Origin of the sequence: Roseiterribacter gracilis (assembly GCA_018332375.1) — a bacterium.
Taxonomy (GTDB): Bacteria; Pseudomonadota; Alphaproteobacteria; order BOG-932; family Roseiterribacteraceae; genus Roseiterribacter; species Roseiterribacter gracilis.
The window spans coordinates 3,444,445-3,469,072 of sequence record BOPV01000001.1 but is presented as its reverse complement, the minus strand read 5'-3'; the positions used below and the strand labels follow the sequence as shown (position 1 = coordinate 3,469,072).

The 24,628-nt window shown below is 63.6% G+C and carries 22 protein-coding genes; 6 read left to right on the top strand and 16 right to left on the bottom strand.

Features of this window, described 5'->3' with window-relative positions:
• Positions 1 to 68 precede the first annotated feature (68 nt).
• Positions 69 to 428, top strand: coding sequence for an MmcQ/YjbR family DNA-binding protein (locus TMPK1_RS17290; protein WP_420244574.1), 360 nt, complete (start codon positions 69 to 71; stop codon positions 426 to 428).
• On the opposite strand, the gene TMPK1_RS17285 is transcribed toward TMPK1_RS17290, so the two are convergent.
• The 9 genes from TMPK1_RS17285 to TMPK1_RS17245 form a co-directional block, all read right to left on the bottom strand.
• A complete protein-coding gene (locus TMPK1_RS17285) occupies positions 422 to 805 on the bottom strand; it encodes a VOC family protein (RefSeq protein WP_420244572.1) in 384 nt (127 codons plus the stop codon). The two genes, TMPK1_RS17290 and TMPK1_RS17285, sit on opposite strands and share 7 nt — an antisense overlap.
• Positions 802 to 1,659 (bottom strand): CPBP family intramembrane glutamic endopeptidase, encoded by an 858-nt coding sequence (locus tag TMPK1_RS17280; RefSeq protein ID WP_420244570.1) that lies wholly within the window; start codon positions 1,657 to 1,659, stop codon positions 802 to 804. Before TMPK1_RS17280 ends, TMPK1_RS17285 begins: the two co-directional genes overlap by 4 nt.
• Before the next feature lie 86 nt (positions 1,660 to 1,745).
• A complete protein-coding gene (gene mdh / locus TMPK1_RS17275) occupies positions 1,746 to 2,702 on the bottom strand; it encodes a malate dehydrogenase (protein WP_420244569.1) in 957 nt (318 codons plus the stop codon).
• Between the two features lie 147 nt (positions 2,703 to 2,849).
• Positions 2,850 to 3,308 carry a DUF2147 domain-containing protein gene (locus TMPK1_RS17270; RefSeq protein WP_420244568.1) on the bottom strand — a complete coding sequence of 153 codons (459 nt, stop codon included), beginning with the start codon at positions 3,306 to 3,308 and terminating at the stop codon, positions 2,850 to 2,852.
• Between the two features lie 23 nt (positions 3,309 to 3,331).
• A complete protein-coding gene (locus TMPK1_RS17265) occupies positions 3,332 to 4,576 on the bottom strand; it encodes a DUF2336 domain-containing protein (protein ID WP_420244566.1) in 1,245 nt (414 codons plus the stop codon).
• A gap of 8 nt (positions 4,577 to 4,584) precedes the next feature.
• Positions 4,585 to 5,352 (bottom strand): hypothetical protein, encoded by a 768-nt coding sequence (locus tag TMPK1_RS17260; protein ID WP_420244564.1) that lies wholly within the window; start codon positions 5,350 to 5,352, stop codon positions 4,585 to 4,587.
• A gap of 108 nt (positions 5,353 to 5,460) precedes the next feature.
• Entirely contained in the window at positions 5,461 to 6,582 is a 1,122-nt protein-coding gene (zapE, locus tag TMPK1_RS17255; protein ID WP_420244563.1) for a cell division protein ZapE, read from the bottom strand.
• 79 nt (positions 6,583 to 6,661) lie between these two features.
• The gene (locus tag TMPK1_RS17250) at positions 6,662 to 7,774 is read right to left on the bottom strand and encodes a sensor histidine kinase (RefSeq protein WP_420244562.1); all 1,113 of its coding nucleotides are present in this window, start codon (positions 7,772 to 7,774) and stop codon (positions 6,662 to 6,664) included.
• Between the two features lie 141 nt (positions 7,775 to 7,915).
• Positions 7,916 to 9,691 carry an acyl-CoA dehydrogenase gene (locus TMPK1_RS17245; RefSeq protein ID WP_420244560.1) on the bottom strand — a complete coding sequence of 592 codons (1,776 nt, stop codon included), beginning with the start codon at positions 9,689 to 9,691 and terminating at the stop codon, positions 7,916 to 7,918.
• 277 nt (positions 9,692 to 9,968) lie between these two features.
• On the opposite strand from TMPK1_RS17245, the gene TMPK1_RS17240 reads away from it, so the two are divergent.
• From TMPK1_RS17240 to TMPK1_RS17220, 5 genes are all read left to right on the top strand, one after another.
• Positions 9,969 to 10,976 (top strand): MBL fold metallo-hydrolase, encoded by a 1,008-nt coding sequence (locus TMPK1_RS17240; RefSeq protein ID WP_420244559.1) that lies wholly within the window; start codon positions 9,969 to 9,971, stop codon positions 10,974 to 10,976.
• Between the two features lie 58 nt (positions 10,977 to 11,034).
• Complete coding sequence (locus TMPK1_RS17235) at positions 11,035 to 11,919, top strand: lysozyme family protein (protein WP_420244558.1); 885 nt, start codon at positions 11,035 to 11,037, stop codon at positions 11,917 to 11,919.
• Between the two features lie 257 nt (positions 11,920 to 12,176).
• The gene (locus TMPK1_RS17230) at positions 12,177 to 13,433 is read left to right on the top strand and encodes a Glu/Leu/Phe/Val family dehydrogenase (protein ID WP_420244556.1); all 1,257 of its coding nucleotides are present in this window, start codon (positions 12,177 to 12,179) and stop codon (positions 13,431 to 13,433) included.
• A 2-nt stretch (positions 13,434 to 13,435) separates the two neighbouring features.
• Complete coding sequence (locus TMPK1_RS17225; RefSeq protein ID WP_420244555.1) at positions 13,436 to 14,236, top strand: helix-turn-helix transcriptional regulator; 801 nt, start codon at positions 13,436 to 13,438, stop codon at positions 14,234 to 14,236.
• Positions 14,237 to 14,274: 38 nt separating this feature from the next.
• Complete coding sequence (locus TMPK1_RS17220; protein ID WP_420244553.1) at positions 14,275 to 15,369, top strand: hypothetical protein; 1,095 nt, start codon at positions 14,275 to 14,277, stop codon at positions 15,367 to 15,369.
• Here TMPK1_RS17220 and TMPK1_RS17215 read toward each other — a convergent pair whose 3' ends face one another.
• From TMPK1_RS17215 to TMPK1_RS17185, 7 genes are all read right to left on the bottom strand, one after another.
• Positions 15,370 to 16,902 carry an alpha-N-arabinofuranosidase gene (locus tag TMPK1_RS17215; protein WP_420244551.1) on the bottom strand — a complete coding sequence of 511 codons (1,533 nt, stop codon included), beginning with the start codon at positions 16,900 to 16,902 and terminating at the stop codon, positions 15,370 to 15,372. It abuts the gene before it with no gap.
• Positions 16,903 to 16,992: 90 nt separating this feature from the next.
• A complete protein-coding gene (gene xylE, locus TMPK1_RS17210; RefSeq protein ID WP_420244550.1) occupies positions 16,993 to 18,450 on the bottom strand; it encodes a D-xylose transporter XylE in 1,458 nt (485 codons plus the stop codon).
• A 58-nt stretch (positions 18,451 to 18,508) separates the two neighbouring features.
• Entirely contained in the window at positions 18,509 to 20,275 is a 1,767-nt protein-coding gene (locus tag TMPK1_RS17205) for an IlvD/Edd family dehydratase (RefSeq protein ID WP_420244549.1), read from the bottom strand.
• A complete protein-coding gene (locus TMPK1_RS17200) occupies positions 20,268 to 21,155 on the bottom strand; it encodes an SMP-30/gluconolactonase/LRE family protein (RefSeq protein ID WP_420244548.1) in 888 nt (295 codons plus the stop codon). The genes TMPK1_RS17205 and TMPK1_RS17200 overlap by 8 nt, the downstream gene beginning before the upstream one ends.
• Entirely contained in the window at positions 21,152 to 21,913 is a 762-nt protein-coding gene (xylB, locus tag TMPK1_RS17195; protein WP_420244546.1) for a D-xylose 1-dehydrogenase, read from the bottom strand. The genes TMPK1_RS17200 and xylB overlap by 4 nt, the downstream gene beginning before the upstream one ends.
• 4 nt (positions 21,914 to 21,917) lie before the next feature.
• Positions 21,918 to 23,354 (bottom strand): aldehyde dehydrogenase family protein, encoded by a 1,437-nt coding sequence (locus TMPK1_RS17190; protein WP_420244545.1) that lies wholly within the window; start codon positions 23,352 to 23,354, stop codon positions 21,918 to 21,920.
• Between the two features lies 1 nt (position 23,355).
• Positions 23,356 to 24,555 carry a fumarylacetoacetate hydrolase family protein gene (locus TMPK1_RS17185; RefSeq protein WP_420244544.1) on the bottom strand — a complete coding sequence of 400 codons (1,200 nt, stop codon included), beginning with the start codon at positions 24,553 to 24,555 and terminating at the stop codon, positions 23,356 to 23,358.
• Positions 24,556 to 24,628 lie beyond the last annotated feature (73 nt).

Here is a 24,628-nt window from a genome sequence, read left to right as displayed (position 1 = left end):
GCGCAACGGGGTCGGTCCCGAGTTCGGCCGCCGTTCACGGTTGGCTGCACTGCGCGTAGCGTCGCGGCATGGCCGCATCCGATCTCGACCATGCTTTCGCCATGCTCCGCGCTGCGGCAACAGGGTTACCAAGCATTGAAGAAAGCACCTCCTACGGCACGCCAGCGCTGAAGGTGAAAGGCAAGCTGCTGGCTCGCGTCAAAGATGCCGACACGCTGGTGCTGCATTGTCCGGTCGAGGACAAAGCCGTCTTGATCGCAGCCGCACCCAAGATCTTTTTCGAGACGCCGCATTATCACGGCTACGCGCTGGTGCTGGCGCACGTGAAAACGATTTCGGCGAAAGAGCTCAAACACCGGATCGAACTGGCATGGCGCGCCAATGCGCCGAAGAAGCTGCTGGCTGCGCTTGACGCAGAACGTCAGTAGAGCCGGTTCGCGATCTCGACCAGATTTTCGTCCGGGTCGCGCACATAGACCGAGTTGATCGGGCCGTTGGCACCGGTGCGTTCGGTCGGGCCAAGTACGATCGGCACGTTCATCGCAGCGAGATGCGCCCGCACCAGATCGAGCGGCGTTTGCGTCAGCAGACAGAAATCACCCGCACCCGGCGTCGCATGCAGCGCATAGGGATCGCTGCGCCCCACCACTTGCAGATTGATTTTCTGCGCACCGAATTTCAGCGCCCAGCGATCTTCTTTGAACTTCTCGGCTTCCACGCCCAGCACGTCGCGATACCAGGCAACGGCGCGATCGAGGTCGCGCACCAGCAACACAAAATGATCGAGCGCGTCGGGTTTGATCATGTGGATACCGCGACAAAACCGTGCCGATCAGCGGCAGGCCGATCGACGAGGGACCAAATTACAACAAAGGCCACCATCGTACCGATCGAACAGAGAACGTCGATCATGGTCGTCGGTCCACTGTCGAGGAACAGCGCATGGGGATATATCGGACTGTCGGCGTTGCCGAAGACAACAGCCGAAATATTGTTCCCCGCGTGCGCGCCGATCGCTGCGGCAAGATTGCCTTCGCGCATCACCAGCCAAGTCAGGAAGCAGGAGGCGGCAAAGACTTCGGCGTAAATCCAGGCGCCGACACCTTGGCTGGAATGCATGGCGGCAAAGAGGATGCCTGGGATCACATAGAGGAGCGCACGCGCGCGCGTCGCGCGACCGAGCGTCTGCAGTACAACACCGCGATAGCTGAATTCTTCGGCTGCAGCCTGAAACGGGACCAGAAGCAATGCGACGCCGAACGCCATTGCAAAGTCTACCCCGGACAAGTCACGCGCTGGGAATCCCATGAGCATTGAAGCGCCAACTGCCGTCAGGCAGTTGAGCGCGAAATACAACGAAGCGGCGGCGGCGATCCGACGACACGAAATTTTCCCGATACCAAAAACCGTTCGCCAGGACCGGCGCAACACAGGCCTGGTCAGTAACAACAAAAACCCGAACTCGATGCCGGGAAGCGACATGCTAGCGATCACCGCCGGCAATCCAAACGAGCGCACCACTTCGCGAAGCAGCGCGTAAGGCGCAACAGCCACTAAGAGCGCAAGCACGATCAGCGCGATTGCGCGCCACGAGGGCGCGCCGCCGATACGCCCAAGGTCTAGAAATCGATCGCCGGGCGATTCTGCAACAGTCGCCATTTTGCGAGCATCGCAACCATCGAAGCCACAAACAAGACGGGCGCGGATGTTGCCGTCCGCGCCCGGTAGCACCGACCTGCGAAAGCTCAGATCACGTTCATCTTCTTCACGACATCGACCAGCTCCTTCACGGCGCCGACCGACTTGTCGAACATGCCCTTCTCTTCGGCATTGAGTTCGATCTCGATGATCTTCTCGACACCCTTGGCGCCGATCACCACCGGCACGCCGACATAGGTGTCTTTGACGCCGTACTGGCCGGTCAACAGCGCCGCGCAGGGCAGCACGCGCTTCTTGTCCTTCAAGTACGATTCCGCCATCGCGATCGCACTGGCCGCCGGTGCGTAGAACGCGCTGCCGGTCTTGAGCAGCTTCACGATTTCCGCACCGCCGTCGCGCGTACGCTGCACAATCTGGTCGAGCTTTTCTTGGCTGACCCAGCCCATCTTCACCAGGTCGGGCAGCGGAATGCCGGCGACCGTCGAATAGCGCACCAGCGGCACCATTGTGTCGCCGTGGCCGCCCATGACGAAGGCGGTGACGTCTTCGACCGACACGCCGAAGGCTTCGGCGAGGAACCAGCGGAAACGGGCCGAGTCGAGCACGCCGGCCATGCCGACGACGCGTTCGGCCGGGAACTTGGTCACTTCGCGCATCACCCACACCATCACGTCGAGCGGGTTGGTGATGACGATGACGAAGGCGTTCGGCGCGTGCTTGGCGATCGCTTCGCCGACCGTCTTGATGATGCCGGTGTTGGTGCCGATCAGGTCATCGCGGCTCATGCCCGGCTTGCGCGGGATGCCGGCAGTGACGATGACGACGTCGGCGCCTTTGAGTTCGGCGTAGTCGTTCGAACCGGTCAGGTGCGAGTCAAAGCCTTCGACCGGCGATGCTTCGACCAGGTCCAGCGCCTTGCCCTGCGGCACGCCTTCCGCGACGTCGATCAGCGTGACGTCGCCGAGTTCTTTCATGCCGGCGAGCAACGCCAAGGTGCCACCGATCTGGCCGGCGCCGACGAGCGCGATCTTCTTGCGAGCCATGGAATCTCCTCAAGGAACGGGAGCGACCGAGCTCGGCCGCGAATAAGAGCCCGGCTCTTACGCCCGCCGCGCCGGAGAATCCAGACGCAGCCGGGTCCGTTCACATCTGCCCTGAGCGCGTAGCCGCTCAATCAGCAAAACGCAGGGTCAAACCTTGCAGCGCTGGTGCTCGTTGGGGAGCCGGGTCCAGGTCTGGCTTTTGCCGAACAGCGGAATGCCGACATAGCCGCGGACGCCCAGCACGTCGGGGCTCTTCAGCTCCATCTCGCTGGAATACGTCTTGCCGTCTTCGGGATTGTAGATGAAGCCGCCGTCCCACTCGTTGGGTTTCCCGGCCGGCTTGAAATTCCCCACCATCAGCAGACCGCACAGTTTCTGCGACTTGAGCTCGGCGGCGGGATTGTTCTTGTCGAGGCGCGGCTTGCCGCTTTCGTCGAGCGGCTCTTTCAGCCACGCGATCTTGCCGCACAGGCCGGCCGCACCGCATTCGGTGATTTCGACCGCCGCCTTGCCCGATTCAGCCAGCCACAGGCCGAGCGGCGAGGACTGGGCATGGGAAATCGAAGGGAGACCGAAGACGAAGGCAGCCAGAAGCAGAGCGCGCATGATTCGAAACTCGAGTTTCCGCTTCAGCTTCCAACGCCGAAAAATTCGAGCAGTTGCATCATCTCGTCTTCGCTCATCGGATAGTCGGTGCCGTCTTTGGCATTGACCACCTTCTTCGGCGGCACGCCCGCGGCTTTCACCTGCAGTTGCATCGCCGCGCGCATCGACAGGCCGGCCCGCCAGGCCAACGCGACCACGCCTTTGGCCGAGCCGGCCATGAAGATGCGGTCGATTAATTCCGGCGGTACCTGCGCCTTCAACGCCAGCGCTTCGAGCACGAAGACACGGTCGTTCCACGACAGCGCGTCGAGCACCGCGTTTTCGGTCAGATCGCCGCCCGCCAACATGGCGCGTGCGCGCGAGGCCGGGCTTTCTTCTTCAATCTTGCTGTCGATCCAGTCGACGCGACGGCGCATCGTTTCCAGCACCGTCGACAAGGTCTCGGGATCGAAGTCGAGACGGTTGCGCAGCAGGCGCATCACGCTGACATCAACGAAATCGCACATTTTCAGCGCCAGTTCCGGCGCCAGCTTGCGGCGACGCGCCAGCGCCTTCTGGAATTCTTTGGTCTCGCGCGAACGTTCGACCAGCTGTTCGACCGAATATTCGGTGATTTCCGCACCGTTATTGTCGAGCAGCTTCGACGTCGCCGGAATGTCGCCGGTCGCGATGATCGCTTCGGCAACATCCACCGGCACACTCGCGCGGCTGGCGATGGCAACGAGCTGCCAGCTCTTCGGATCGGTCGAAATGATTTCGAGCAGATCGGCTTCGCTGACCAGCGCGCAGATCTTGAGCACCGTGGACGCAACTTCTTCTTCGACGTCGCGCGCCAAGGTGCGGATCAAGCCGGGCGGGGCCCGCGCCACGTCGGCCAATGCGCTGGCAACTGCCGCGCGCACTTTCACGACCTGGTCGCGCGCCAGCGTTTCCAGCGACTGCACGCACAGATCGAACAGCTGGGCCTTGGCGTCGGGATCGAGATCCGGCAGCAGGCGCGCGAGTTTTTGCGCCAGCGCGATGCGCACGGTCAGGTCCGGGTCGCGCGCCAGCAACGGTCCGACATGGACCGGCGTGCGCGGGTTCAGCGCGACGGCGCGGCGAACTTCCGGCGACGGATCTTCCGAAAGGTAATAGAGAAATTCCGAACGCACGTCGTCGCGTGCAGCGAGTTCGCGGCGAACGACAGGATTGCCGTGGCGGGCGAGTTTTTTCGCCTGCTCGTAATCCATCAGTTTCGGGGGTTCGTCAGTCGTCTTGGTGCTCATCTGCGTGCTCAGCGTCGAGCGATGCGGGCCGCCGTGCCGTTCTTTCGCATGTGATCGTTGAGCTGCAGCGCAAGCTGGAGTTCGCGCTTCAGGAAGGCGTGATCATTGTCGAACGGCATGCGGTTCACCTGGGTCGCGACGGCGATCAGTAGGTGACGCGGGAAGTAATGCAAATTTTCGATCAGCGACAGCTTGATCTTCGAGCGCAGCGTCGGCGATTCCAAAATCGACAACACAGTCCGCTGCAGTACTTCGGGGCGAAGATTGGCAGCGTAGGCGTGGCGCAGCAGATCGGCGACGAATTTCTCGCCGACCGGATCGCCCCGGCGCAGGCGGTGCACGAGATCGACCAGTTGCTGCAGCGCTTGCTGGCGGTCCTGGTCGACGCGGCGCAGCGACATGTCGGCGACGCGCTCGGCGATGGTCGGATTGAATTTGTAGCGGGCGGCCAGGCCGATGCCGTTGCGCACGTCGGCGTGCTTGGACATCTCGCCGGCGACCGTTGCGATGGCGCCGATCAGGCGCTGTTCGCGCGAGGCGTAGATCAGGCGGGCCGAGGCGGCCAGCGCAGTCGACGACATCGGATCGCGGCTGGCGATCAGCGACAGCACGATCGGATTTTCATACATGCCGAGATCGAGGTCCCGGTTCACCACCTCTTCCGGACGCAGCGGACGCTCGTCATCGGTGGGGGCAAGCACAGGCAGGCCGATGCGGTAGCGCGCCTTCAGATCGCGCGCGAACGTGATGACCTGCTCGGAGAGCAGGCCAGCCATCGAGTCTGGCGCGGGCCGGTGTGCAGCGTTGGGCAAAAGTCCTGTCGTCCTTCTTCACGTGGCGACCGGAGGGAGCAGGATCCGACCACGTGCGTCTTTAAGAGTCTCTTACAGTGATGTGTCGTTGGACGCGAGCGCCCAACGCGCGGCCAGCCATGAATCGGCCTGCATTTCTGCCAGCCGGCTTGCCGTCCGCTGGAATTCCACCGCGTGTGGCCCCTCGGCCACGAGCCCGTCCGGGTCGGCATCGGCCGACGCGATCAAAACCGTCCCCGCCTCGTACAGGGCGTCGACCAGCAGGATCAACCGGCGAACCTCGTTCCGTTGGGCGGCGCGCAAGGGTTTCAGCCCCGAAACCAGCACCGCATCGAATCGCTCCGCGATGGCCAGGAAGTCCTGGGCCCCCAGCGGCCGGTCCAGCAGCTCCTCGGCCTGGAACCAGGCGACTCGGCCGGCGGCCCGTTTCACCACCAGCTCGCGCCCGCCCGCCACGCTCAGCGCGACCGAGCCCGACGGCGCACCGTCCGAGAGTTCGCCGAAATAGCGGGCCAGCGCGCGTTCGGCCGTGCCGTCGGCGGGATTCCACCAGACGCGACGGCCCATCAGCCGGCCCTGGCGATGATCCATTGGCCCGGCCACCGCCACCGTCTCGACCCGCTGCTGCAGCAGGTCGATGAAGGGCAGGAAGAGCTGGCGTTGCAGCCCGCCTTCGTAGAGGCGCGCGGGCTCGGTGTTCGAGGTCGCGACCACCACCGCGCCGCGCGCGAACAAAGCCGTGAATAGCCGCCCCAGGACCATCGCGTCGGCGATGTCGAAGACCTGGAATTCGTCAAAACAGATCAGCCAGTGCTGCGCCACGATTTCGTCGGCGAGCCGGTCGAGCGCGTCCGATTTGGGCCCTCCTGATTCTGAACTGGCACGGCGCAGCTCGAACAAGCGGCGATGTGCGGCCGCCATGAATTCATGGAAATGGACGCGGCGCTTCTGGCGCACGGCGACGCGCGCGAAAAACATGTCCATCAACATCGATTTGCCGCGCCCGACCGGGCCCCAGAGATACAGGCCTTTGGGCGCGTCGGCCTTTTTGTCGAACAGACGGCTGAGAAACCCGCCGCCGTTTTTCTGCGGCTCGTAATCGACCAGCCGCGCCGCCAGCGCATCGAGCCGCTCGGCTGCCGCAAGCTGCGCCTGATCAGCAATCAGCGCCGCGCTTTTGAAGCGCGCGCGCAAATCGTCGGCAACGGTGGCGGGCCGTATATTTTGTTCGGGGGCTTGCATCGGGTCGGGCGCTTGTAAGCGCCCGGATTGGTCAGGACAACGTGCGAGATGCGGGGAACAGCACTGCGACGCGCGTGCCGACGCCTTTGCTGCTTTCGATGGCGAGGTCGGCACCGTGCGCAACCGCCAGCGCGCGTGTCAGCGGCAGGCCGAGCCCGGTTCCCGCATCGGGCCGCGCCATCGCATCGCCGACCTGGCGAAACGGCTCCAACGCCAAGTCGATTTCGCTGTCGGTCATGCCGACGCCGGAATCCACCACCGCAAATCCCAACTGATCCCCGCGGCGATAGAGTTCGATCACGATATTGCCTTCGATCGGCGTGAACTTCACCGCGTTGGCCAACAGATTGACCAGCATCTGGCGCAGCTTGGTCATGTCGCCAAGCAACGGTGGCAGCGGTTGTTCGCATGCGATCGACACTTCGATGCCGGCGCTTTCGATCTTCGGCTGCAGCAGGCTCATCACTTCCTGCGCGATCACCTGCAAGTCGCAACGTTGTTCGCGCAGCTCCATGCGTCCAGCTTCGATCTTCGCCAGATCGAGCAGCGCATTGATGATGTCGAGCAGGTGGCTGGCGCTGCGATGAATGTCGGTGACGTATTCGGCGTAGCGCGGGACCGTGATCGGCCCCAACAGCCCGTACGCCATGATTTCGCTGAACCCTAGAATCGCGTTCAGCGGCGTGCGCAATTCGTGGCTGACATTGGCGAGAAAGGCCGACTTGGCGCGGCTGGCGATTTCCGCCGCGTCGCGCGCCTGCGCCAGTTCGAGTCGCCGTTGTTCGTGTTCGGTGACGTCGGTGACGATCAGGTCGATGCCGCGCTCGGGATGGGCCTGATCGATCGCAACCGAATCGATGATCACAGTGTGCAGGCTGCCGTCGCGCGAACGGACGCGCCAATTGCGCCAATCGTGACCGTTGGTGCCGGCAAAGGCGTCGGCGAAGCGTTGTTCGGCTAGCGCATGATCTTCGGGCGGCAGCAGGATCGTCGCCGGATGACCTATCAACTCGTCGGGTTGAAAGCCAAAGCGGCGAACGAACGCGCCGTTGACGCGGCGTATGCGTGCGCGACCGTCGAGTTGCAACACACCGACAGCACCAGAATCCTCAATGAAGGCGAGCAATCGTTCCAGCTCGGCCAATCGACGTTCTGTCTCTGCGCTCTCAGCGCCCACCCGGCTTCCTCCCGCGCGAAGCCGGAGTTGGTACCACAGGCCCCGCCTGCATATGCAAGCTTTCGGCGCTTAGTCTTCGACTCGCCTCAACCTCTAGGTGGTCGAATCTCAAACCGCGTCGGTTTCGAAGGCGCGCAGCGTCGTGTGCGCACTGCTCATTGGTCCGTACAAACTTTGCGCCTGCGGCACGAGCTGTTCGGCGAAGAAGCGCGACGTGAGCAGTTTCCGCTGCAAGAACGCGTTGCTCCCCTGCGCCAGGCCGCGCGCCGCTGCCGCAGCGGCACGCGCCATCTCAACGCCGCCTGCGACCAGCCCGATCGCGCGCAGATAGTGCACCGCACCCGCGGACGCGGCCCAAACATCGGTCTTACCGGTCGCAATCATCCAGGCAGTTGCACGTTCGGCCAGGTCCAGCCCTTCGCCGACACGGTCGCGGATTGCGGACATGTCATCGCCCGGCAACGCGCCCAGCGCAGCGACGTCGTTGCGTGCGCTTGCAAGCCACGCAGCAAATGCGCGCCCGTCGTCGCGCACGATTTTGCGGAAGGCGAGATCGTTCGCCTGAATGCCGTTGGTGCCTTCGTAGATCGGCAGAATGCGTGCGTCGCGATAATGCTGCGCAGCACCGGTTTCTTCGATGAAGCCCATGCCGCCATGCACCTGCACGCCGAGCGATGCGACTTCGACGCCGATGTCAGTCGACCAGGCTTTGACGATCGGCGTCAGGAAATCGACTTCAGCCTGGCAGGCTGCATCGTGCGTCGTGTGCGCACCATCGAAGGCGGCGAAAGCGCGGATCGCGAGTGCGCGCGATGCTTCGGTCATGGCGCGCATCGTCACGAGCATGCGGCGCACGTCGGGATGTTCGATAATCGCAACCGGGCCTGCGTTTTTACCGTTGAGGCCTTTGCCCTGCACGCGCTGCAGCGCGTAGGCGCGCGCCTGTTGATAGGCACGTTCGGCAATCGCAACGCCTTGCAGCCCAACTGACAGCCGCGCGTTGTTCATCATCGTGAACATATATTCGAGGCCGCGGCCTTCTTCGCCGACGAGATAGGCAAGCGCGCCGTCATTGTCGCCATACGCCATCACCGCGGTCGGCGAAGCGTGAATGCCCATCTTATGTTCCAGCGACACGCAGCGCAGATCGTTGCGCGCGCCGATCGAACCGTCGCTCTGCACCAGGAATTTCGGCGCAATGAACAGCGAGATGCCTTTGACGCCAGCCGGCGCATCGGGCGTGCGCGCCAACACCATATGAATGATGTTCTCGGCCAGATCGTGTTCGCCGTAGGTGATGAAAATCTTCTGGCCGTAGAGGCGATACGTGCCGTCGCCATTGCGTTCGGCTTTGGTGCGCACCGCACCGAGATCCGAACCGGCTTGCGGTTCGGTCAAATTCATCGTGCCGGTCCAGGTGCCTTCGATCAGCTTTGGCAGATAGATGCGTTTTTGTTCGTCTGATCCGTGCACCAGCAAGGCTTCGACGGCGCCCTGACTCAACATCGGACACAGGCCGAAGGACAGCGACGCGGCCTGCCACATCTCGGCCAAGGTCGCCTGCACTGTCCACGGCAATCCCTGGCCGCCGAATTCGACCGGGAACGGCACTGCGTTCCAACCCCCGGCGACGAATTGCTTGTACGCGTCGCGCCAACCGTCGGGCGTGCGCACCACTCCGTTTTCGAGTTTCGACCCTTGGCGATCGCCGTTGACGTTCAACGGCGCCAGCACGCCGCCGGCAAACTTCGCCGCTTCATCCAGCACCGCGCCGACCAGCTCGTCCGACACATCTTCATAGCCGGGCAACGCGGCCAGCCGGTCGTACCCGACCAGATGTTCGAGCACGAAACGCATGTCGTCGACGGGGGCGGTGTAGGTCATTCGCAGCTCTCGGTCTTTGGATGCGAAACCCGAACACACTATTTCGCAGGACGGAAGCTCGTGCGCCGGATTTGAAGTTCGCCCGCTTTGGGATCAGCACCGAGGCGAACTTCAAATCCAAAAGGCGCACTAGAAACAACAGATTGCTAGTGACCTGATCGATTCCGAAGTTCGTTCCGCATCACCACGTGGCACCGTCGAACTTCGGAATCGGGTCACTAGACCGCGCGCAACGGCGCGCGCAGCCTCTGGCCTCGATTCGAACTCGGAGGATTACGTGTCGAACAGCCAAGTCAGCCGCCGCACCTTGCTTGCAGGTGTCGCAACCGGACTCGTCGCCGCCAATCTGCCGCTGCCGGCGCTAGCAGCATCGCGCATTCCGACGACGACGCAGCAAGGTGCGGGCTTCTATCGCTTCAAGATCGGTACGTTCGACGCGGCGGTGATCAGCGACGGCGTGTTCGAACTCGGCGCACCGGCGCCGTTGGCGCTCAACGCCAAACCGGCCGAGGTGCAACGCACATTGGCCGCGGCCGGCCAGCCGACCGACAAAGTCGGGCTGCACTGCAATTCGCTGTTGGTCGATACGGGCCGCGAGCTGGTGCTGGTCGATCCGGGATCGGGGCCGCATTTTGGTCCGGCGTTGGGCAAGCTGGTGCAGAACCTGCGCAATGCGGGCGTCGCACCCGACGCGATTGACCGCGTGATCGTCACGCACGCGCATCCCGATCACATCTGGGGCACGGTCGACGCGGAATTCCGCGCCGCCTTCCCCAAGGCGCAGATGCATGTACCAGCGGTCGAAGTCAGCTTCTGGACCGCGCCGAACGTCAGCCTGGCCAACAGCAAGTTTCCGCCCGAGCAGCAGCAGCTGTTCATCGGCAACACGCAGAAGGTCCTGGCGACCTGGAAAGACCGGATCGTCACCTTCAAGGCGGGCGACGAGGTCGTTCCGGGCATCCGCTCGATCGCGACGCCTGGCCATACGCCGGGCCATGTCTCGCTGCGGATCGACGGCGGCGGCGGCAATCAGCTCGTCTTCACCGCCGACGTGGTCCACCACCACGTCACTGGCCTGGTCCATCCCGACTGGACCCCGCTGTTCGACCAGGATGCCGAGCAGGCCAAAACGACCCGGAAGAAATTGCTGACCAGCCTCACAGCCGAGAAGGCGCGGCTGCTCGTCTATCACTTCCCCTTCCCGGGAATTGGCCACGTGATCAGCGCGGGAGCCGCAGGATCCTTTGGCTGGGCGCCTGAAACCTGGGCCTGGGAACCGGCCTGACCGAGGCCATGGATCGGGGGCGAGGTCTGGCACGCGCCTTGCTGACCTAGGTCGCGTGATGCAGACCTCGCACCTCGATCTCCCGCTCAAGCGCGGCGCCCAAGCCCCGGCCGATGTGACCGCTGCGGTTCAAGCCGCCAGCGCCAAGACGGGCGTCAACTTCGCTTATCTGATGCAGAAGGCGGGCGTCGAAAGCGGCTATGACGCGACGGCCAAGGCCTCGACCTCGAGCGCCACCGGCCTGTTCCAGTTCACCGAACAAACCTGGCTGCGCATGGTCGCCGATCACGGCGCCGCGGACGGCTACGGCAAATACGCCAACGCGATCTCGGAAGCGCCGGACGGCAAGCTCTACATCACCGATCCCAAGCTTCGCCAAGAGGTCATGGACCTCCGCAATGATCCCCGTGCTTCGGCGCTGATGGCGGCGGAATATGCGCGCGACAATGCGGACGACCTGCAGGCTGCGGTCGGCGGCAAAGTCGGCGCGACCGAACTGTACCTGGCCCATTTCCTGGGCTCGGGCGGTGCGTCGCAATTCCTCAATGCGATGAAGGCAAATCCGCAGGCGCCCGCAGCCAGCGTGCTGCCGCAGGCCGCTGCCGCGAACCGTTCTGTCTTCTATAATTCCGAGACCGGTCAGCCGAAGACGCTGAAAGAGGTCTATGACCGCTTCGCTGCCAAGTTCGACAACAGCACGACCGGCAGCTTCCAGTCGGCCGTCGCCAGCAGCACCAACAGCGATGTTCTGGCCAATCGCTTCGGCCGGTCGCCCGAAGCGCTGACCGACATCGCGGTCCCTGGCACCGGTGGCAAAACGTTGTCGCTCTATACGTTGCTGACCTTGGCGTCGCTCAACGTGCCGACCAACGACCAGGAATCAGGCCAGCGGAAGAAAGACGATCCGCTGCTCGGCGGCCGTACCTTCGTCACGGCCGCCTAACAGAAAAGACTCGGCGCAAAGCGCCGGGGCGGCCGGACCTTCGTCACCGCCGCTTGATTGAATGCGCTGCACTGCAGCGCATTCGACGCAACTTTCTTTCTGATGTGCGGCTGAGAAAACAAGCCGTCTCCAAAGCGAAGCTGCTAAGGTCCGCGCCCATTGAAGCGCGGCACACGTCCGCGCGTTTGGAACCAACGAGCGGTTGCGCCCTAGCTCAAATTCGGGACGCGACCCCAAACCGGAAACGCCCGTACCCCATGACGATCTATACCGGCCCCGTCTTCGAGATGGCGCGCCAACAATTCCAAGTGATCGCCGATTACCTGGAAGTCCCGACGGACGAACGCGACCGTCTTCTCTATCCCAAGCGCGCGGTTGCCGTGTCGTGCCCGATCCATCGGGACGACGGTTCGACCGCCGTGTTTCAGGGCTATCGCGTACAGCACCATCTGACGCTTGGACCGACAAAGGGCGGCACGCGCTTCGCCAAGAATGTCGACATCGGCGAAGTCGCTGCGTTGGCGGTTTGGATGAGCTGGAAATGCGCGCTGGCCGGCCTTCCCTATGGCGGCGCCAAAGGTGGCGTCACGGTTGATCCGTACAGCCTGTCGCGTCGCGAGCTGGAAGCTTTGTCGCGTCGCTACATGCAGGAGATGATTCCGTTCGTCGGTCCGCACACCGACGTCATGGCGCCCGACATGGGCACCAACGAGCAGGTGATGGCCTGGTTCATGGACACCTATTCCATGCACCAAGGTCACAGCGTCACCGAGATCGTGACCGGCAAGCCGGTTGCGCTGGGCGGCACCGAAGGTCGTCGTGAAGCGACCGGCCGCGGCGTCGTCTATCTCATCGAACGCGCACTCGATCGTCTCGGCATGAGCCCGTCGGGCGCAACCGCGATCGTGCAAGGTTTCGGCAATGTCGGTTCGGTCACAGCGCTGACGTTGCAGAAGCACGGCACCAAAGTGCTCGGCGCGAGCGATCACACGGCTGCCTATTACGATCCCAAAGGCCTCGACATTGAGGCGATGGACAAATGGGTTGCGCAGCACGGCACGTTGAAAGGCTATTCGAAAGAATCGCTGATCGATCCGAACGAGATGCTGCTGCAGAAATGCGACATTCTGGTTCCGGCCGCGGTCGAACGCGTGATCACCGCCGAGAACGCCAACAAGCTGCAATGCCGCATTCTGGCCGAAGGCGCCAACGGTCCGACGACGCCGGATGCCGACTTGTTGCTGCACGATCGCGGCGACATTTTCGTCATCCCGGACATTCTCGCCAACTCGGGCGGCGTGATCGTGTCCTACTTCGAATGGGTGCAGGATCTGCAGCAATTCTTCTGGGGCGAAGCGGAGGTCAACGACAAGTTGAACCGCGTGCTCGAGAAGGCGTTCAACCAAGTCATGCGTCGCGTCGACAAGGACAAGGTTCCGCACCGCACCGCCGCGATGGCGATCGGCGTGGAAAAAGTCCGCGACGCGAAACGCACGCGCGGCCTGTTCCCGTAAGCATGCAAGCGACGACGCTCAACGTTGGACGCGAGTCCAATCTGGGCGTCGTCGCAACGCGCCGCGAATTCAGCGGCGCGAAACTGGTACGCCAACGCTATGCGCCGCGCACCAACCTGCCGAAACATCGGCACGATAATTCCTATCTCTGCATCGTTCTCGACGGTTCGTATGACGAACATGTCGCGGGCAACACCTATGCGGCGCGCGCCGGTAGCGTGTTCGTGCATCCGGCCGGCGAAACCCATGCCGACCAGTTCGGTCATGCCGGCGGCACCTGTCTCGATCTGCATTTCGAATCCGGTTTCGGCGGGTGGCGTCGCATCGCAGCTTCACCGCGCCAGGCAAACCTGCCCGCACTGGCCGCATCCTTCGCACGTGAACTCGCGGCGCAGGATCGCATCGCCGCGTTCGCACTCGAAGCGCTGACCCACGAAGTTCTGGGCATCTTGGCCGACGCGCAGGCCGGCGCGTTGGGTGCAAGCTGGGTTGCGCGCGTGCGCGCCGCGATGAACGACGATCCGGCGCGCGACTGGACCTTGGCCGACCTCGCCGCAATCGCATCGGTGCATCCGATTCATGTCGCACGCCAGTTCCGTCGCGACACCGGCCGGTCGGTGCAGGCGCATTTGCGCGAACGCCGTCTGCTGCATGCAGCGTCGCGTCTCGCCGCGGGCGAAGCACCGGCCGACGTGGCGGCTGCGTGCGGCTATTACGACCAGGCGCATTTGAACCGCGCGGTGCGCGCCCGGCTGCACACGACGCCGGCCCGGCTGCGGCGCAGCGGTCGCACGTTCGCCTGATCCAAGATTTTCCGGCCGGCGCATGGCACCGTCACGCCATGCGCCTGCTCCTCGCCCTTCTCCTCGCTCTGTCGTTTGCAGCACCGGCCAAAGCCACGCTGAAAGCGGAACCGTCGATCGCGTACGACACGCTGTGCCTGCTCGGCATTCTGTCGGGCGATCCGTTCTACGTGAAATTCTATCCCGCCGAACGCGAGCGCTGGTGGAACGCGCTGCCGCCGGAAGCACAGCAGGCGGCAACGCGCATCGTGGCGCGGTTCAAGCGCGACAACGGCATCACCAGCGCGTCGTTGACCTTGTGGTACTCGACCCTGTCGCCGGTGACGTTGGACGATGTGCTGGCCGCGGCGCGCGCGCCCGAGCGTATCGTCGACGCGATGCGACCGCTGCGCTGGTGGAACGAGGACAGCGCCGCGAGCATTCGCGAGACCGCACCCGACGTTGCGGTCGTGATCGAAGCGCTGCGCAAAGCGGGCTTCGAACAATATTGGACGACCGAGCTTCGTCCCAAGCTGCAGACGCGCGCGCAGGAAATCGAAGCGGCGGCCCAAGGATTCGATCCATCGCAGATGATCGAGCTGGCGCTGGGCAAGAAGATGATCAAGCCCGACATCACCGTCGAAGTGATGTTTTACGTGAACCCGCACGGGATCAGCCTGTCGCAGCAGAATTATCTCGCCAGCCCCGACTGGCCGATCCCGATCACGATCAGCACTGCGCTGCACGAGTCGCTGCATCCGCCCTTCGAAAAGCAGGATCCGAAACTTTGGGCGGTGCTGAACGTGTTGCGCAAAGACAAAGTCCTGCTGCCGCGCGTCGAGCACCATAACAAATCGTACGGCTACAACACGTTCGAAGGCTTCGTCGAAGAGGACTGCGTCAAGGCGCTGGAACGTGCGATGGGCAAACGGCTCGGCCTTGGCACCGATGCCGACACCGAGAAACTGTTCCGCATGTCCGACGACGGCATGCATGTGCTGGCGCCGGTCGTGTACCGGTTGCTGAACGAGACCAACTTTCTCGACGGCAAAGAATCGTTCCAGACCTGGCTGATCCGCCTGGTCAAAACCGGCCGCATCGCGCCGGGAAAGATTCCGCCGATCGAAGGCGCGGCCTGGAAACCGGTCGACTGATCAGCGCAACTCGAGCACAACAACGGACTTCGCCGGCAGATCAAGCAGCAACCGGCCTTTCGCCAACCTCGCACCGGTGAACGGCGCAGGCTTCACCATGTCCGGCGCGTCAAACGTGTTGCGCGCATCCATCGTTGCCGCGGTTAGAATCTGACCCGCCGCTTCTTTCGCGTCGGTGAGCAGCGCAACCTGCGCGGCGCGATGCGGGTCGAGATTCACCAGCGCCAGCTGAACATGCCCATCGCCGGTGCGCGCGGCGCCAGCCTGTAGCGCCGGGATCTGGTCTTTGCCAAAGCGATAGGGCGGCGCCTGCCTCGTCACTGGGATCTGCGTCGCGCCGCGAAACGGCTTGAACAGGCGAAAGACATGATAGGTCGGCGTCAGCAACATGCGCGCGCCATCCGTCTGCACCATGGCCTGCAGCACGTTCACCATCTGTGTGATGTTGGCCATGCGCACACGATCCGCATGTGCATGAAAGATGTTCAGCACGATCGCGGCGCTGATTGCGTCGCGTAGCGTATTTTGCTGGCGCAAGAAGCCTGGGTTGGTACCTAGGTCAACATCGTACCAGTTGCTCCATTCGTCGACGAACAGCGCGACCTTCTTGTTCGGGTCGACGCGATCCATCATCGCGCTGTGCGCTGCGATCAGCGTCTCCATCTGCAGCGCCTGCCGCAGGACCGACATCCAATGCGCTTCGTCGAAACCGGTAGCGGGGCCCTTCTTCTTCCAATCGCCGGTCGGCAACGAGAAATGGTGCATCGTGATCGCGTCGATGTCCTTCTTGTTGCTGCGCAGAAGAACCTCGTTCCAGCGCACATTGTCGCCATATCCGCCGGCCGCGATTTTCTTGGGTCCGTTACCGTCCTTGGTTTTCACAAAGGTCGCGAACTGGTGATAGAGGTCGGCGTAGAATTCCGGCCGCATATTGCCGCCGCATTCCCACAGCTCGTTGCCCAGCGCGACATAGTCGACGCGCCAGGGCTTGTCGCGTCCGTTGGCGCGCCGTTCCTGCGCCAGCGTGCCGTTCGGCGCATCCGACGTCATATATTCGATCCAGTCCTGCATCTCCCGCGGCGTGCCGGTGCCGACATTGCCGTTGACGTAGGTCTTGGCGCCGAGCTGTTCGGCGAGATCCATGAATTCATGAATGCCGACTGCGTTGGATTCTTCGACGCCGCCCCAGCTCGTGTTGATTCGCACCGGACGCTGGTCGCGCGGACCGATCCCGTCGCGCCAATGATACTGATCGGCAAAGCAGCCGCCGGGCCAACGCACCACCGGCACGCCCAGGTCGCGCAACGCCGCGACGACGTCGTTGCGAAAGCCGCGCGTATTGGGGATCAGCGAGGTCTCGCCGACCCACAAGCCGCCATACATGCCTTCACCGAGATGCTCGGCGAACTGCCCGTGCAAATTGGGATCGATCACGGCGCCGGGCCGATCCGTGTGCAGCACGAGATCGGCGTGCATCGTCTCGGCCGAAGCCGGCACGCCGAGAGCCAACAGAACGAGCATCAGCTTGAACATCAGCCGCTCCGCATAAAAAGCGGCGGTGACCAGTCAGTCACCGCCGCAAGGTTGGCGCGCGCCAGGACGGCAGCGCACGCCCTGGGAATTTCAAACCTTGGCCGGGTTCAACGCATCGGCTGCGGCGGCCCGCTTGCCGAACCACAGACGTTGAATCTCTTCCAGGCTGCAGCCTTTGGTTTCGGGCACGTAGCGCCAGACGAACAGACCGGCCAGCACACTCATCGCGGCGTAGAGCCAATAGGCGAAACCGTGATTGAACTGCGCGTTGAGATACGAGTTGCCGTCGAGCACTTTGAACGACCAGGACACGACGAGATTGGCGATCCATTGCGCCGCAACTGCGATCGCCATCGCTTTGCCTTTGATGCTGTTGGGGAAGATCTCCGACAACAACACCCAGGTGACCGGTCCCCACGAAAGCGCGAAGCCCGCGATGTAAAGGATCATCGCCAGCAGCGCGCCGAGTCCCAGTGCATTGCCTGCGAACAGACATCCCAGCACCAGCATCGCCACGGCCATGATGGCGGCGCCCAGTATCATCAGCGGCCGGCGGCCGAATCGGTCGACCGTGTACATGGCGACGACGGTGAAGCCGACATTGGCGATGCCGACGATCACGGTCTGCAGCAGCGCGCTGTCGGTGGTGGCGCCCATATTCTTGAACATCAACGGCGCGTAGTAGAGCACCGCGTTGATGCCGATCAGTTGCTGAAACACCGACAGCATGATGCCGACGACGATGACAAGCGCGCCGAAGGCGAATAGCCGGTCGCCGCGCACGACCAGGCTTTGTTCGATCTCGGCCAGGATTGCGGGCGAGTCAGCTTCCGTATCGAGACGGCGCAGCACACCCAGCGCTTCTTGCGTACGCCCTTTCATCACCAACCAGCGCGGCGTGTCGGGCACGAACAGCAGCAGACCCAGGAACAACAGCGACGGCACCGCTTCCGACGCGAACATCCAGCGCCAGCCGACCGTGCGCAGCCATTGTTCGTCACCCAGCTGCGCGATCGCCCAATTGACGAAATAGACGCCGACCATGCCGACGACGATGGCGATCTGATTCAACGAGACGAGTTTGCCGCGCACCTCTTTGGGCGCGATTTCTGCGATGTAGAGCGGCGAAAGAAGCGACGCGAGGCCGACGCCGATACCGCCGATGATGCGGTAGATGTTGAACGGCGTCAGCGCGTCGGGACCCATGCCGCCGATTGGACCGAGACCCAATTCCGGCACCGCCGAACCCAACGTGCCGACCAGGAAAAACACCGCGGCAACGATCAAGCCGACGCGGCGGCCGAACCGGTCCGCGACCCACCCTGCAACCGCGCCGCCGACGATGCAGCCGAACAATGCGCTGGCAATGGTGAAGCCCGACAGGCTGAGGCGCTGCGTTTCAGGCAAGTTCAACGGATCGATGAAGTTGGCGTCGATCGCACCGATCGCGCCCGAAATAACCGCCGTGTCGTAGCCGAACAACAGACCGCCCAACGTTGCGATCAATGTCAGGCCCGCGACGAGCGGGAAACCACCTTGCTTTGCCATCTTGCGCGCCTCCCAGCGCCGTGCGCGTGACGGGTTGTTCCCGCCTTCGCGCGTTTCGTCAGTGATTGTGTCGGGGCGTCTCCGCAGCGGTGCCGCGATAGTCGACCGCGGATTCGAGACAGGCGCCGGTCGAAAGCTGGCCGACCGTCGCGCGATAGAGTTCTTGCCACGGCGTCTTGCTGGGCGGTGTCGGCGGCACGCCTTGTTGTTTGCGGCGTGCAATCTCGTCGTCGGCAACCAGCATGTCGCAACGCCCGGCGTCGAGATCGATGCGGATCGTGTCGCCGGTGCGCACCCACGCAAGCCCACCGCCCGCCGCGCTTTCGGGCGATGCGTTCAGGATCGACGGGCTGTCCGACGTACCTGACTGCCGTCCGTCGCCGATCGTCGGCAGACTGCGGACACCGCGCTTCAACAGGGCGTCGGGCGGCTGCATGTTGACGACTTCGGCCGAGCCGGGAAAACCCAACGGCCCCGCGCCCCGCACGACGAGAATGCAACTCTCGTCGATGTTGAGCGCGGGATCGTTGATGCGGTGGTGATAGTCGTCGGGCCCGTCGAACACGATGGCGCGGCCTTCGAACGTGCCGGGCCGGGCCGGATCGCGCAGATAGCGCTGGCGAAACTCGTCCGAGATCACGCTGGTCTTCATGATCGCGAAGTCGAACAGATTGCCTTTGAGCACCAGAAACCCGGCGCGTTCTTTCAGCGGCTGGTCGTAGCGCGCGATAATTTCGCGATCGGTGCTTTCGCGGCCCTGCAGATTGTCGGCGACGCTGCGGCCGGTGACGGTGGCGCAGCCGCCGCGCAACTTGCCCGCCTGCAGCAATTCCCACATCGCAGCCGGCACACCGCCGGCACGGTGGAACCGTTCGCTGAGATATTTTCCCGCTGGCTGCATGTTGACCAGCAGCGGCACGTCGTAGCCGTACAGGCTCCAATCTTCGTCGCGCAGCTCGACACCGGCATGGCGCGCCATCGCAACGATATGCGGCTGCGCGTTGGTCGAGCCGCCGATCGCGGCCGTCACGGTGATCGCGTTCAAAAACGAGTCGCGCGTCAGGATTCGCGACGGGCGCAGATCTTCGTAGGCCATCTCGACGATGCGCCGGCCGGTCGCATAGGCCATCTGCCCGCGCTCGCGATAGGGCGCGGGGATCGCGGCGCAACCGGGCAAGGACAGACCCAGCGCTTCGGCGACCGCGTTCATCGTCGATGCGGTGCCCATCGTGTTGCAGTGACCGGCCGACGGCGCCGATGCGGCGGCGAGTGCGAGAAATTCTTCTTCCGTGATTTCGCCCGCCGCCAGACGACGGCGCGCTTTCCAAATCACCGTGCCCGACCCGACCAGCTCGCCTTCGAACCAGCCATCGAGCATCGGACCGCCCGACAGAACGATGGCGGGAATATCGACCGTCGACGCCGCCATCACACCGGCGGGCGTAGTCTTGTCGCAACCGGTGGTAAGCACGACCGCGTCGATCGGATAGCCGTGCAGAATTTCGACCAGGCCGAGATAGGCGAGATTGCGATCGAGCGCCGCGGTCGGGCGACGGCAATTCTCGAAGATCGGATGGACGGGAAATTCCATCGGTACGCCGCCCGCGTCGCGAATGCCGTCGCGCACCCGCTTTGCCAGCTCGACGTGAATCCGGTTGCACGGCGACAGGTCGCTGCCACTCTGCGCGATGCCAATGATCGGCTTGCCGGATCGCAGCTCGTCGGGCGTCAGCCCGTAATTCATGAAACGCTCGAGATAGAGCGCAGTCATGTCGATCCGGTCGCTGTCGAACCAGTCGCGCGAACGGAAACGCCGCTCAGCCATGGGCGACCTCTGCTTGCGGCAAACCTGGACGATCGCTGCGGAAGGCGAACAGCCCACCCGCAAGCGGCTGCGCCAGGCGCGCCGCGTCATCCAACCCTTTGCGCGCGGTGGTCGCGTAGATGGTGCGCAAATCGTCGTCGCCGAAGGTCAGTTTGGTGACGTTGGCGCAGGGGAAACGCACGAAGCGCAGCAGCTTGCCGGACGGCGCGTAGCAACGAATGCCCCAGCCGCCGAACAGCGCAATCCAGACGCGCCCATCGGCGTCGACCGCCATCCCATCGGGATAGCCTGCCTCGTCTTCGATGCGCACGAAGACGCGCTTGTTGGCGAGCATGCCGTTCGACCCGAGATCAAACGCGTAGACCGTCCGCTCCAACGTGTCGGTGTGATAGAGAACCGTGCCGTCGGGGCTGGTCGCGGGGCCGTTGGTGATAATGATGCCGTCATCCTGGCGCAGCGGCGCACCACTGCCGTCCCAGCGATAGAGCGCGCCGGTCGGCGCTTCTTCGGCATCATCCATCGAGCCGAACCACAAACGCCCCGCCGCATCGACGAACCCGTCATTGAGCCGGTTGCGCGGCAGGTTGGATTCGACCGCCACAAGATCGGTGAAGCTGCCATCCACGGGATCGAAGCGGCACAGGCGTCGCGGCATGCCGACGACCAGCGTGTCGCCCTGCATCGGCAAGACAAATCCCGGCTGATCCGGTGCGTTCCAGCTTTCCTGCAACGCGGTTGCGGGATGAAAGCAATGGACCTGGCGCTGCTTGATGTCGACGAACCAAAGCGCACGCGCCGACGCGGACCAGAACGGACCTTCGCCGAGGTGCGCCGCAACCGACCAGACGCAAGTGAGCTCGTCGGCGGCCAGGTCGTTCATCGCCAGCCCGCGTCGACGAAATATTCGTGGCCGGTGCACATGCGCCCATCGTCCGACGCCAGAAACAGAATCATCGACGCGACGTGCGACGGCTCGACCCGCTCTTTCAGACATTGCTGCGCCAGCATGCGCGCTTCTTCGGCGGGGTTGTGCCACAGCAACGTCTGGCGCGGCGTGCGAACGCCGCCGGGCACGACGCAGGTGACGCGGATCTTGTCTTCGCCCAGATCGCGCGCCAGCGCGCGTGTCATGCCTTCGATACCCGCTTTCGCGGTCTGGTAGATGGCAAGATCGGGCAAGGCCAAATGCCACGACACCGAACCGAGATTGATGATCGCACCGCCGCTATTGGCGCGCATCCCGGGCGCCACAGTCTGCGCGCAGAAGAAATAGTGCTTCAAATTCACCGCGATCCGCTCGTCCCAATAAGACGGCGTGACCTCATCGACGCGGTGACGGTCGTCGTTGGCGGCGTTGTTCACCAACACGTCGACCGAACCATGCTGTTCGATGATCGCATCCAGGCATGCGCGCGCCGCGTCGAGATCGGTCAAGTCGCAACGATAGAACACGGGCGGCGTCGGCATTTGCGCCAGGCGCTCGACCAGCGCGCGCGAATCCTCTTCCGCGACGTCGAGAAAGAAGACCTGCGCGTCTTGGCGCGCAAACGCTTCGACGATCGCAGCGCCGATGCCGCTGCCTCCGCCGGTGACCACGACGCGCTTGCCGCTCAGACTTGGATAATTGGCGTGGTTCATCGCATCAGGCCCAGGAGTAGATCGTCTTGTATTGCGTGTAGAAATCGACGGCCGCGAAGCCTTGCTCGCGCTGGCCGTAACTTGATTTGCGCGTGCCTCCGAACGGCACGTGATAGTCGACGCCCGCAGTCGGCAGATTGACCATCACCATTCCGGCACGAACACGGCGGCGGAATTGCTGCGCGGCATGCAGCGATTGGGTGACAATCCCGGCCGACAAGCCAAATGCGCCGTCATTGGCAGCGGCAAGTGCGGCGTCGAAGCCGGATACGCGAATGACGCTGGCTACCGGTCCGAAAATTTCCTCGCGATTGACGCGCATCGCGAGCGTGGTGTCGGCAACCACGGTCGGCGCCAAGTAATAGCCGCCCTTTCCCGGCACCGCGCCCGTCGCCAGCACGCGCCCCCCTTCGCGCGGTGCCACGTCGAGATAGGATTGCACCTTGTCGAGCTGGGCTTGGCTGACCAGCGGGCCGATCTGCGTCGCCGTATCCAGCGCGTCACCGACCTTCAACGCGGCAGCGCGCGCCGCAAGCGTGTCGACGAAACGATCGTGGATCGCGTCTTCGACGATCAAGCGGCTCGACGCGGTGCAGCGTTGGCCCGACGCGAAAAACGCACCGTCAAGCGCGCACATCACGGCGCGATCGAGATCGGCGTCGGCCAGAATGACCAGCGGATTCTTGCCGCCCATCTCGAGCTGCACGCGCGCCTGTCGCGCAGCGGCAGCGGTTGCCACGCGCGCACCGGTCGCTTGCGAACCGGTAAACGACAAACCATCGACGTCGGCATGCGCGCACAGTGCCGCGCCGGCGGCGCCGGTTCCGAAGACGAGATTGAACACACCTGCGGGCAAACCCGCTTCGTGCAGGATATCGGCCAGCGCGCTTGCCATGGCGGGCGTCAATTCCGACGGTTTCAGCACCACCGTATTGCCGAAGGCCAATGCCGGTGCAGTTTTCCAGACCGGGATTGCGATCGGGAAATTCCACGGCGTAATCAGGCCGAAGACGCCGACCGCTTCCCGGATCGCCGTGACTTCGACACCCGGTCGCACCGAATCCAGAAACCGGCCTGCATTGCGCAACGCTTCACCGGCGAAGAATTTGAAGATGCGCCCGGCGCGTACGACTTCGCCGGTTCCTTCGGCGAGCGTCTTGCCTTCTTCACGCGACAACAATCGTCCCAGTACGTCGCGCCGCGTCAGGATCAAATCGCCGGCGCGATCGAGAATGTCGAAGCGCTGTTCCGGCGTCGTTGCCGACCAGCCGGGAAAAGCACGCCGCGCTGCGTCAACCGCAAGCGCGACAACGGACGCGTCGCCATCGGGCATCAGCGCGACAATATCCGACGTGTCGGATGGATTCAGACTGGGCAGGGTCGCGGCGGCGTCGACACGCTTACCGTCAACATAGTGCGCCAGGGTCACAGTTTGGCTCATGTCAATTTCCGGCGGGCGCAGCCAACAGACCGCGCTGCGCGAGGTTGGTCATCAAAGACGCGACGCCGAAGCGCCACGGCGGCGCGTCGCTGCAGAAGGTGACGCGATTGCTGAGCGCGCCAAGGCGCGGCGACGCCACCGTGACGTGATCGCCCGGTTTGTGCGTGAAGCCGCGGCCCGGCGCATCGCGATCTTCGATGGGCGCGAACATGGTGCCGAGAAACAGCGCAAACCCATCTGGATATTGGTGATTTGCGCCGAACGCCTGGGCCGCAAGATCAAGCGGATCGCGGCTGATCTTGGCCATGTTGCTGCTGCCGCGCAGACGGAATCCGTCCTCGCCTTCGACGCGCAGCTCGACCTCGGCGCGGCGCACATCGTCAATCGTAAAGTCCTTGTCGAACAGGCGGATGAACGGGCCGATCGCGCAGGACGCGTTGTTGTCCTTTGCTTTCGCCAGCAGCAACGCGCTGCGCCCTTCGAAGTCGCGCAGATTGACGTCGTTGCCCAACGTCGCACCGCGGACGCGCCCGTGCCCGTCGCAGATCACCACCACTTCTGGTTCGGGATTGTTCCACGAACTGTCGGCGCGCACGCCGACATGATCGCCCCAACCGACCGACGACAGGATCGGCGCTTTGGTGAAGATCTCCGCGTCGGGTCCGATCGCAACTTCGAGATATTGCGACCACAACCCGTCAGAAATCAGTGCCTGCTTGAGCTTTTCCGCCTGCTCCGACCCCGGCTTGATGCGGCTGAGATCGGCGCCGACGCGCTCGGCCAATGCTTCGCGGATCGATTGCGCCGCGCCGGCGTCGCCGCGCGCGCGTTCTTCGATGACGCGCTCCAACGCCGACACGGCAAAGGTGACGCCGGCTGCTTTGATGCAATGAAGATCGACCGGCGCGAGCAATCGCGGCAACGCATCCGGCTGTTGCCATGCTGGCGCCAATCCCAACCGATCGAGCGCACCGAGAGGCGTGCCGGCGGGCAGTGCCGCGCCCGGTTCGAACCGGTTGAGCAATTGAGAAATCGTCGGCGCCGCATGCGACAGATCGGCGAGCTCGCCGTCGCGCAAAAGAACCGGCGTCGGCCCATGGCCGAGATCGATACGGCCAAGCAGAGTCGCGCGTTGCCAGTCGTCCGGTAGCGCACTGCGTATGTCGTCGCCCGCTTGCGCGGCGCGTGGCTCGCTCAGCAACGTTCGGCCTCCCGTGGACGCGGTACTTCTTGGTTGTTACCGCTCACATTGATATATCGCAGATTACCGAATT